Here is a 10354-nt window from a genome sequence, read left to right as displayed (position 1 = left end):
CAGCTCGCAGCGATCGGCGATTAGAAGCAAGCCACAGCCCGCTCCGGTGCGCATCCCGGGGCTTCCGATAGGGGAGCATCGATGTCTACAACCGAAGAACACGTCCGGTACGTGATTGCCCGAGTCGTCGCTAGCGTCATGCCCGACTTGCGTGCACAAGATGTCGACTTCGCCCGAACGCTATCCGACTACGGCTGTAACAGCCTCGACCGAGCCGACATCGTTTCGCTCAGTATGGAAGACCTTGGCGTCGACATTCCCGTTGGCGAACTCAGTCGGATCTCGAACCTGCGCGAGCTCACCGACGCCCTATGCTATCAGCTCCGAAGCCGATGACAGCAAACGTCGTTGCCGTCACTGGCCTGGGTGTGGTATCTGGACTTGGAACAGGAATTCCTTCGTTTACCGCCAACCTGCGCGCGGGGCGCTCTGCGATCCGAACGGTTCCGAACCCCATCACCCCTGTCCGGTCGCCACTTCCACAGATCGACACTGACCATATTGCCGACACAATGGACGATGCGGGCCGCACCCGAATGCAGAGAGTCATCTACCAGGCCCCGTCAGCTGCCGCGGCGGCGGTCGTAGCCGCCGCGGAAGCCGCGACCGACGCAAAGCTCACCGAGGTCGACCCAGGCAGAATCGGCGTCGTCGTCGCCGGCAGCAATCTGACGAACCGACTGGAACAAAATGCTGTCTTGCGGTACCGCGCTGGACAACGGGTTCTGCCTCGTCACGCCGTCCAAATGTTTGACTCCGATATTGCCGCATCCGTGTGTGAAACGCTCGGCCTATTCGGCGAAGCCTGGACAGCTGGGGCTGCGTCTGCGAGCAGCGCATACGCGATTGCGTTGGCAAGCCGCCCAATACGTACTGGGGAGCTCGACGCAGTTGTGGTCGTCGCCGCTCCTTCGCTGCTGACCGATGCCGACCTGTCGGCCTTCGCCGCCCTCGGTGCGCTCTACCGCGGATCGGTGCCTGAAGCCGGCACCCTCGCAACCTCGGCGTGGTGTCGACCATTCGACCAACACGCTGCTGGTTTTGTCTATGGCGAAGCCGCTGCCGCGGTTGTCCTCGAGTCAACCCGAGCGGCCACAGGGCGAGGCATCTCGATTCATGGTTATATCCGCGGAAGTGCCCTACGTTCGTCCGCAACCAGATCGCCCGCTCCTGACGCGGACACTGAAGCTGCTGTGATGACCGCGGCCATCCATGCCGCTCAACTTACGCCCAACGACGTTGACCTGATCAATGCGCATGCAACGTCCTCCCGAGTCGGAGACCGTGCCGAAGCCGACGCCATCACAAGGGTATTCCCGAAAGCTGCAGCCACACCGCGCATCAACGCAATAAAAGCGCTCACCGGTCACTGCCTGACCGCCGCTGGAATGATTGGAGCGGTTGGAACCTTGATTCAACTCGAACAAGGTTGGCTACATCCCAACCCCCATCTCGCTAATCCCATCGTCGACCTATCGTGGGTCGGCCCAAAAGCAGAGACTTGGAGCGGGGCCTGCGCCCTCTCTAATAGTTTCGGGTTCGGCGGAATGTACGCCAGCATTGTTCTCACCGTGGCTTGACCGAGAACCAGTCAGAAAGATGACATGTGGCGAGGACCGCCTCGGATCAGACGCCCGCCTACGCGGATGTTCCGGCCTTATAAATTCAGGAACCCAGGCAGACGCTATGACGATGGTAGGCGGCTTGGACGTGCGCCGATTACCACGGCTTGACGCATCGGGGCGCAAAACTGCCAGCCCCCATCAGCGAGCACATCGTCATCCACGAAGCCAAAGCCATCCTCATCGGCGCCGCAGCAGGACCCAAAACCTACCGCAGCACAAGCTAACTCAGCTCTGCCAGGTGCCTTCGGGTTGTCCGCTTGCCATCCGATTTACGGATGAAGCCGGCCCCGTCATAGGTCGCGCGTCGCGTGCGCAACATTCATTGACAGGAGGCAGCACATGACATGACGGCAACGCCGTTCCTCATCTTTGGGCGGTTAAGTATGCGGTCGTTCGTCTCGAGGCAGTTCGTCCTGCTTCGATACAGGCGCCCCATCCCGGCCCGGTTCCGCTACCTCGCCCAGACCGCAGGACAAGAGCGAGAGCAGACAACACGAAACGCACTGCCGGATCCGTCTTTACGGGTCCCCAACATAGGTCAGGACAATCACACGGCTATGGACAACCGCCGCCGAAACCCTTGGATCGCCGCAGGCAAACGCTACCCTGAAGCCACCCGCCGACTAGTCTGCTTCGCGCACGCCGGCGGCGGAAGTGGCCTCTACGCCCCGTGGCGCACCTCACTCGGACCCGATATCGACGTATGCCCAGTCGTGCTTCCCGGAAGAGAAGCGAGACTCAAGACCAAGCCCTACCGCACGATTGACACACTCATCCCCCCTCTCATCGAGGGACTCTGGGAATTAACCGACAGGCCGCTAGCCCTGTTTGGACACAGCCTCGGATCAATCATCGCTTACGAGGTCGCACGCCAACTTACTTCGCTGGGACGTCGACCATCAGTTCTGATGGTATCCGGACGGCGCGCCCCCCACCTGCCCAAGCGGTTCTCCGACGTCCACACTCTCGATGACGATGGCGTGGTAGACGCGCTGCGCCGTCTGGGAGGAACATCCGAGGAACTCCTCAACGACCGCAGCCTCCTCGAAATATTTGTACCGGCGATCCGCGCAGACTTCGAACTCAACGAAACCTATCAACCTTTGCCAGGTCCCCGTCTAGATGTCGACATCATCGGATTTCACGGGGTATCCGATCCGCAACTCACTGAACCGGAACTTCACGGGTGGGTTCACGCCACCCGCGGCAAGTTCACACACCACCTGTTCGACGGCGGCCACTTCTACTTGCAACCGCCACCAAAGCGGCTACTCAATGTGGTTGCAGCCGAACTGAATCGTTTCGTGGAGGACTGACCCGGCGCCGGCTAACAGACCGGTGCTGCCGCCCTGGCCGGGTGTCGCCAAGACAGCGTGTTGAGATCAAGCTCTGCACCGCCCGCTGGTGGCCGCCCTCAGTGTTGGTGACAGCCTGAGTGGCCCTAAGCCGACCTGCACTTCCACGCTGGGTTCGCAGTCGACCGCCGTGGACTGTCGCCGCCCAGTCCCAAATTCGATGTGGCACACCGATACACGGCACGATCCGATAGCGTCACACCACGGCCAACAGCGGGTGCATCTTCGTCAAGGGCAAGACCTGCCAAAGCACACCTGGATCCGCTGGCGATGCCCGGCGATAGTCTGCCAGACCCGGCTCTTGACGCTGGGCCGATCCGGCCGCATTCCGCGAGCAGCGCCGCGACAACCTCGTTAGTCGACTAACAGGCGTCGCGCTGACGGTGCAGCCCACAGGCGGCAACATCCTCCAGACGGGCGCCCACCGTTTTACCGCCCGTGTTCGACGGCCAGGCCACGCAACCCTTCGAAGAAGTAGTGACCGCCGGGTCGTAGAACTGCGCAAAGTTGCTCACTTTGTTGCCGGAAGCTTCTGACATTATCGATTGGTCAGCGATCGGCAATCTTCGAGGTACCACTAATGGTTGAGGTTCTGAAACGGGCGTGGATACCACTTGTGATGGTAGTGGTAATCGGTGTGGGGGGATTCGCGGTGTGGAGGATCCGCGGCGTCTTTGTTTCATATCATTTGCCGACTTATGCCGGGAGCATGTCCGACAATAAAAACAACTCCGTCCCAAAACACTTGCGGTACGATATTTTTGGTCCGCGGGGCAGTATCACCGATATCAATTATATAGATGCCGAAGGCGAACCCCATCAACTGAACGGACAGATGTTGCCCTGGTCGCTGGAAATCGTTACCACGGCTCCCGCAATGACGGGCAACATTCTCGCGCAAGGGAACAGCAACACAATCGGTTGCCGAATCTCCGCAAACGGAATCGTAAAGGACGAGAGGTCATCGAATGAACTAAACGCCTACGTCTATTGCTTTGTGAAGTCGGCGTGAGCAACGGGCGTCGGAGCGGCAGCCAGGGCCGGCACACGCTCATGGCCCGGTGGGTGCGGCGGCTCTCGATCCCCGTTGTTCTTGGTTGGTTGGCAATCGTCGTCGTCCTCGGTACGACCGCCCCTTCGGTTCAGGACGTCGCAAAGCAAAACTCTGTATCGCTGAGCGCAAGGGATGCGCCCTCGATGCAGGCGATGAAGAACATGGGCCAGCTGTTTAAGGAGTCCGACTCCGACAGCGTAGCGATGGTCGTCGTGGAAGGTGAACAGCCACTCGGGGCCGAGGCGCACAGGTTCTACGACGACTTAATGAATCGCCTGCGGGGGGACGCCAAGCACGTTCAGCACATTCAGGATTTTTGGGGAGACCCCCTAACCGCAGCCGGAGCGCAGAGCAACGATGGCAAGGCCGCCTACGTTCAGATAAACCTTGCCGGAAACATGGGCGGCGCCCTGGCCAACGAGTCGATCGAAAGCGTTCGCAAAGCCGCCAGTAAGACTCCACCGCCACCCGGTGTCAAGGTCTTTGTTACCGGCGCGGAAGCCCTTCAAGCCGACCTGAACCATGCCGGTGACAAGAGCATGGCGAAGATTACTCTCGTCACCGTCGCGGTCGTCGTCACCATGCTGTTAATTTTCTACCGTTCGATCCTCACAGTGATCGTATTGATGCTCACGGTCGGAATAGAAATTGGCGCTGCCAGCGGAATGGTCGCCATGCTCGGGCATCACCATCTCATCAATCTGTCAACATTCGCTGTCAACCTGCTTATGTCACTTGCTATTGCGGCTGGGACTGACTACGGAATCTTCCTTATCGGCCGGTACCAGGAGGCGCGCGCCGGGGGGGCTGATCCCGAAACTGCTTATTACGAGATGTTTAACGGCACGGCCCATGTCATCGCTGGCTCCGGCCTGACCATCGCCGGAGCCACCTATTGTCTGAGCTTCACTCGATTGCCCTATTATCAGACGCTCGGCGCGCCTTGCGCCATTGGCATGATCGTGGCCGTTTTGGTGGCGGTAACGCTCGGGCCCGCCATCATCACGATCGGTAGCCGCCTGGGGCTCTTCGAGCCCAAGCGGGCCATGCGGATTCGGACTTGGCGAAAGATCGGAGCCACTATCGTCCGCTGGCCGAAGCCTATTCTCACCGTGTCTGTGGCGATAGCCATCATTGGGCTTGCCGCACTCCCCGGGTACAGGACTAGCTACGACGATCGCCGCTACATTCCGAAAGATATTCCGGCGAACGCAGGATTCCTCGCTGCTGATCGGCACTTCTCTCAGGCGCGTATGCAGCCAGAGATCCTGCTCATCGAATCTGACCACGACTTGCGTAATCCAGCGGACTTCCTTGTCGTGGACAAAGTTGCCAAGGCCGTCTTTCGAGTACCTGGCGTTGCGCGCGTTCAGGCCATCACCCGACCCCAAGGCACTCCCATAGAGCATAGCTCGATTCCGTTCCTGATCAGCACACAAAATGTCGGTCAATTGCAGAACCTCAAGCTCATCAAAGACCGTATTGGCGAGATCGGGGCCTTGGCAAACAAGCTCGGCACGATGATTGAAACTATGAAAAGCATGGTTGCGATCATGGACAATCTGAACGGAGTGATGCATTCGGTCATCAATAACATGACCGATGTTCAAAATACCATTCATCGGCTGCGAGATGATATGGCGAATTTTGACGACACGTTTAGGCCAATTCGCAGCTATTTCTATTGGGAGAAACACTGCTTTGATATTCCGTCATGTTGGGCAATCAGATCCGTTTTCGACGCACTTGATGGAATCGATCAAATGACCGAGACTATGGATAAAATGGTCGCGGGGATGCGCCAAGTGGACGCCCTATTACCGCAAATGATCGCCGATTTTAAAGCGACCGTACCGACCATGGAGCTCATGTACTCTACGTTTCAAACGATGTACAGTACTATATCCGGTTTTTACAGTCAGACAGAAGAGCTCAGTAAAGACTCGACGGCGATGGGGAAAGCGTTCGACGCCGCCAAGAACGATGACTCTTTTTATCTGCCCCCCGAGATTTTCGATAACCCGGACTTTAAACGAGGCCTCAAGGCATTCCTGTCTCCCGACGGCAAGACAGTTCGCATGATCGTCTCACATCGCGGTGATCCAGCCACGCCGGAAGGCATCTCGGAGGTCGAGCCCATCAAAAACGCTGCGATCGAAGCCGTCAAGGGCACGCCGCTCGAAGACGCCAAAATCGAACTTGGTGGCACAGCGGCGGTCTACAAAGATATGGCGGACGGTTCCAAATATGACCTCATGATCGCAGGAATCGCCTCGCTGTGTGTGATTTTTAGCATCATGCTGATCGTCACGCGTGCCTTAGTCGCAGCGCTTGTCATTGTCGGTACCGTAGTGCTCTCGCTGGGCGCATCATTTGGACTATCCGTGCTTATTTGGCAATACGCCCTTGGAATGGAACTGCATTGGTTGGTCCTCCCGATGTCGGTGACCATACTCCTCGCAGTCGGGTCGGACTACAACCTTTTGTTAGTCTCCCGATTCAAAGAAGAAATTCCAGCTGGAATTAAAACAGGGATTATTCGCGCAATGGGCGGCACCGGTAGCGTTGTCACTTCAGCTGGTCTGGTCTTCGCATTCACTATGGGCTCCATGGTGGTGAGCGACGTACGGATCATGGGCCAAGCCGGCGCCACCATCGGCCTTGGTCTCTTGCTGGACACACTCATCGTCAGATCTTTTATGACACCAGCCATTGCCACAGTCTTAGGTTCCTGGTTCTGGTGGCCAACAAATATCTACGCCAGGCGGCGCCGATACGTAGCCACGGTCGTGAATCGTTACGAGGCCGCCACAACATCTCAATTCGAGCGACTGTCTTAATGCTTTGGCGCCATCAGCTAGGGGCGACGCAGCTACTCCGACTGGCGTGGTCTGCCCTGCTTGTCAACATGTGAACGCTTCGTTATGACTACACATGCGTTTTATTGAGTCCACGCGCCATATTGTGCGTCGCAACAGCTAGTAACGCGGGAGAAACCGGAAAGCAGCAGAAACCCAGCCCGTGAGGCTGCAGGAACTTTGGTCTATCCAACAAGATGCCATTAAGCGCCGCGCAGCCCCCAGTCCGGCGTACGCTTGACGAATTGCGAGATCGACGTCGTTAGGCTTGCCGGCGCATTTCGCTGCAATGCATGCCCCAGCGCTGGCGACCCTTCCCCTTCCCCTCCTCCTGGCCATCAGGTCGGGTTCGGATCCATATCGCCGGCCGCAGCGTGACTGTAAATGTCTGAAAGCTGCTCGTGTCCCGATCGCCAGCGCTCTTAGGTCGATGGCCAATACCGTTCGAGGATGGTATCGGTCTGCGTTCCGTCTTCGAACAGCCCTCTCCAGTCGAACATTTGGCCAGCGCGCTTGACTCGCAATCGTGAAATGACGCCGGCAAATTCGCCAGATGGCGAATCTTCCAGATCTTTCAATCGTTGGAGCGCGTTACGGCCGCTGGCATGGATGAGGAGATGCAGCCGGTCCTGATGCCCCCACACTTCTTCGTATTGGGCGACGGTGATCTCGCCTGGAAGGGTGCGGTTGACGGCGCCTTGCCATTGTTGCAGGTAGAGGCGGGCGAGGTCACGACTTGCGTAGAGGCCCTGTATGCGTCGATGTAATATCATTGGGGCGTTTGTGCTGCTCCAGGTTGACGCTACTTCGGGCATCTGAAAGATCGCCGGGACGGCGAAGAGGTCCTCACCCAGGCCAGGGTGGTCCTGGCTATCGAGCAGTCCGTGCTGGGGAACTATTACGAGTTCACGAAAGGACGATTGAACGAATATCCGCTCCCAGTTACCTCCTCCGCGCTCGGGCAAGCGATTGCCTTCGTAGACGTGTCGGAGCTCTTCGTCGTGATCAGCCATGCTGATTAATTTTCCGTAGTCGGCTGGGGAATAGAGGTGCACCAACCAATGAATCTTCGAAGCTGACCCAAGGTCCCGGTAGACCGTGGTGTTGGCCGCAGTCCCAAGGACCGAATTCATCCGGTCGGCGATTTGCTGACCGAAGACCAGCGCCTCGTCAACAAAATCCGGGTTCGCCGTGCCCACTCGGTGAACGATCATGCTCGAGTTTAAGGAGTTGGGCGCGACAGTCCGATCCGCAAGCCGAGCGGCGATGGCCGGGGGATTCTCAGCGTGGGTTGACATATGGCGGTCCTCCTTGGCTCTGGCCATGTTTGAAGTATTAGCGCCCGCTTTCGCGAAAACAGCCCAAATGTGCGCGTCTGGAGCGGCCACTAGGAGTTGACCCCGTACTTGAGTGGGGGTCTGCATGTTCTAAACCCCTGCAACTATGTGAAGGCTGTGGTTTATGGCGTGGGCGCACCGGCGGAATCCCCGCAGGGCGTGCCATCTTTTAGTCGGGCGATGACGTGTTCGGGGATGCGTCCAAAAGCCGGTGTAAATGGCGGGGAGTAGATTCTGCTTCGAGACCTACCAAGTCATCGAAGAAAGGTAGAGCTCGCAATAAAGAAGTCAAGCCGCCGCCGCGACGGCGGCAGCGTTGCGTACGCCAGCGTCGGTCAGGACCCGAGTCACGAGCCCAAAATCACTGTGCCGAATGGCTTCCGGGCGCTGGTAGCGCGGCAGCAGCACCACCCGGCCACGGTCCTGGGACAGTTGGGCGACTCGCTCCAACGCCGGACACACCACGACGAGTTGTTGGCGCAGCCGGTTGATGGTGCGGGTGCGATCGGCGACCAGATTTGCGCGATGGGCGGTCAGCATCCGCAGTTCGGTGATCGGTGCGTAGCACCGATCACCGAGCCGCCACAATAAGTTACGGACGCCTGCCAGACCTGTCTGCTCGCCAGATACCGCGCCGGTCTTGCCGGCATCGGCCAGCACCGCCAACAACAAGCTGCCATACACCGTGGTCAGGGCGACCGTCTGCAACGGTGGGGGAGTGGTCAATCAGCCGACACCATCCGCCCCGCGGTGGCCGCTCCTGAATACGTTGCATCCGGCTCAGCCTGGGTAGACAAGACACGATGCCTGGAGGTCGCTGGATTGGCCGAAAACCACCAGCCCGCAATCTGAGTGGCGGTGCATGACCCATTGCGGGTCAACTTTCCATGCAAGTGCGCAGTCCTGACCAGCGTGGCCGGGCGCGGGCTTCTAGCGTTCAACGTGATCGGCGTGGTGGGAACGTCGACAACTAGCTCAATCACTGGAGGCAGCTGTGACCGACGCGCCGAGTATCCCAACAGCCTTGACGCAGACGGACGTTCAGTACGAGGGCCTCCTGCACTCCGGAAACGCCGGCTTGGTTGTGGAGCGGACTGGGGTGGCAAAGTCCGAGTTTCGCTCGGAGGCCAGGGTGTTCGCGCGTGAGCTTGCCCAGTACATTACTTCTAATCAGCGTGGCGTCTGTTCGGTATACGTCTACGAGGAAACGTTCGGAACCAAAGACGTAATCCATTGGATCTTGCATCTGCCCTCACTTGAGGTTTACGAGTCGATGGTAAAGATGGGCAACAGCGACCCTGGCTTTAGGGAGATCTTTTTCAAGCAGCGAATCGCTGCGGACAAGGGTGGCGGAACCTGGGATCGGTTGTTTATCGATGGGACGATCACAGAAACGGTGCTGTTGCCGCAATTCTCAGGGATGTACGGAACTAGTACCGACGGAAACCCGAGTGAGCCGTTGGAGACCGGTAGTGGCGGGTTGATATTGCCGCCTGCGCAGGCACAGACATCCCTGTCACCGCAGGACTGTTTGAATACTGCGATCGCTGGGATCGTGATCCACCGTGTTGGCCAGCTGAAGTACGAGTTCCGGGCAGAGGGGCGACAATTTGCCCGAGCCGTAGCCGAAACCATCAACAGCCATCAAAGGGGCTTGGTAACGGTGTTTTTGTATGAGGAAGCCTTCGGCTTGTCTGATCGCATTCACTGGCTGATCCATTTGAAAGACCTGTCGGCGTATTATTCACTCATTGACATGCGGGCATTCATGGAACCTGAGGTCGCCGAGGTGTATATGAAAGAGTGGATCCCGCCAGGCAAGGGTGGCGGTGATTGGAGCCGGATGTTTATCGACGGCACTCTGCGGGACTTGGCCCTCACCCCGCAGCACTGGAACATGTACGCCACTGATGCCGCTCGTACTGCCGTATAACGCTCAGTATTCGACGCACTTATATGGTTGAGCTAGCTGCCGTCGGGTGTGAGGCACGGTCAAGTTCGCCGATAGATCGGGGACGCTGGATATACGACGTGGAGGAGCTGGCCGCGAGTTGCTCGGGCGATGAATTATCTGCGGCTGAAGAGTTCTTGGTTCTCGGGGACCCTATCGCCTACCGTTGCCGCG

The 10354-nt window shown here is 58.4% G+C and carries 7 protein-coding genes and 1 pseudogene; 6 read left to right on the top strand and 2 right to left on the bottom strand.

Annotated elements, in window-relative coordinates; translation table 11 throughout:
* Window positions 1-81 precede the first annotated feature (81 nt).
* The 5 genes from G6N54_RS31550 (at window position 82) to G6N54_RS11615 (ending at window position 6874) form a co-directional block, all read left to right on the top strand.
* Window positions 82-336, top strand: a complete 255-nt coding sequence (locus tag G6N54_RS31550; protein WP_163790291.1) for a phosphopantetheine-binding protein — start codon at window positions 82-84, stop codon at window positions 334-336.
* Window positions 312-1580, top strand: a complete 1269-nt coding sequence (locus G6N54_RS11630; RefSeq protein WP_163790290.1) for a beta-ketoacyl synthase N-terminal-like domain-containing protein — start codon at window positions 312-314, stop codon at window positions 1578-1580. Before G6N54_RS31550 ends, G6N54_RS11630 begins: the two co-directional genes overlap by 25 nt.
* Before the next feature lie 602 nt (window positions 1581-2182).
* Window positions 2183-2941 carry a thioesterase II family protein gene (locus G6N54_RS11625; RefSeq protein ID WP_163790289.1) on the top strand — a complete coding sequence of 253 codons (759 nt, stop codon included), beginning with the start codon at window positions 2183-2185 and terminating at the stop codon, window positions 2939-2941.
* A gap of 619 nt (window positions 2942-3560) precedes the next feature.
* Window positions 3561-3992, top strand: a complete 432-nt coding sequence (locus G6N54_RS11620; protein ID WP_163790288.1) for an MmpS family transport accessory protein — start codon at window positions 3561-3563, stop codon at window positions 3990-3992.
* Window positions 3993-4033: 41 nt separating this feature from the next.
* Window positions 4034-6874, top strand: coding sequence for an MMPL/RND family transporter (locus G6N54_RS11615; protein WP_163794677.1), 2841 nt, complete (start codon window positions 4034-4036; stop codon window positions 6872-6874).
* Window positions 6875-7314: 440 nt separating this feature from the next.
* Here G6N54_RS11615 and G6N54_RS11610 read toward each other — a convergent pair whose 3' ends face one another.
* Both G6N54_RS11610 and G6N54_RS11605 read right to left on the bottom strand, forming a co-directional pair.
* The gene (locus tag G6N54_RS11610) at window positions 7315-8217 is read right to left on the bottom strand and encodes a DUF6039 family protein (RefSeq protein WP_163790287.1); all 903 of its coding nucleotides are present in this window, start codon (window positions 8215-8217) and stop codon (window positions 7315-7317) included.
* Window positions 8218-8520: 303 nt separating this feature from the next.
* A pseudogene (locus G6N54_RS11605) lies at window positions 8521-8931 on the bottom strand (IS110 family transposase); the annotation flags it as partial.
* Window positions 8932-9223: 292 nt separating this feature from the next.
* On the opposite strand from G6N54_RS11605, the gene G6N54_RS11600 reads away from it, so the two are divergent.
* A complete protein-coding gene (locus G6N54_RS11600; RefSeq protein WP_179969198.1) occupies window positions 9224-10162 on the top strand; it encodes a DUF6039 family protein in 939 nt (312 codons plus the stop codon).
* The last annotated feature ends 192 nt before the right edge of the window (window positions 10163-10354 follow it).

It is taken from the genome of Mycobacterium stomatepiae (assembly GCF_010731715.1).
In the GTDB taxonomy this organism is placed as follows: Bacteria; Actinomycetota; Actinomycetes; order Mycobacteriales; family Mycobacteriaceae; genus Mycobacterium; species Mycobacterium stomatepiae.
The sequence above is the reverse complement of the archived record's forward strand: the minus strand, read 5'-3'. Positions and strand labels throughout refer to the sequence as shown.

What these genes read in the sequence shown, in the direction of transcription:
- G6N54_RS11625 (WP_163790289.1), top strand. Translation starts at nt 2,183, where the DNA reads ATGGACAACCGCCGCCGAAACCCTTGGATCGCCGCAGGCAAACGCTAC.
- G6N54_RS11630 (WP_163790290.1), top strand. Translation starts at nt 312, where the DNA reads ATGCTATCAGCTCCGAAGCCGATGACAGCAAACGTCGTTGCCGTCACT.
- G6N54_RS11610 (WP_163790287.1), bottom strand. Translation starts at nt 8,217, where the DNA reads ATGGCCAGAGCCAAGGAGGACCGCCATATGTCAACCCACGCTGAGAAT.
- G6N54_RS11615 (WP_163794677.1), top strand. Translation starts at nt 4,034, where the DNA reads ATGGCCCGGTGGGTGCGGCGGCTCTCGATCCCCGTTGTTCTTGGTTGG.
- G6N54_RS31550 (WP_163790291.1), top strand. Translation starts at nt 82, where the DNA reads ATGTCTACAACCGAAGAACACGTCCGGTACGTGATTGCCCGAGTCGTC.
- G6N54_RS11620 (WP_163790288.1), top strand. Translation starts at nt 3,561, where the DNA reads ATGGTTGAGGTTCTGAAACGGGCGTGGATACCACTTGTGATGGTAGTG.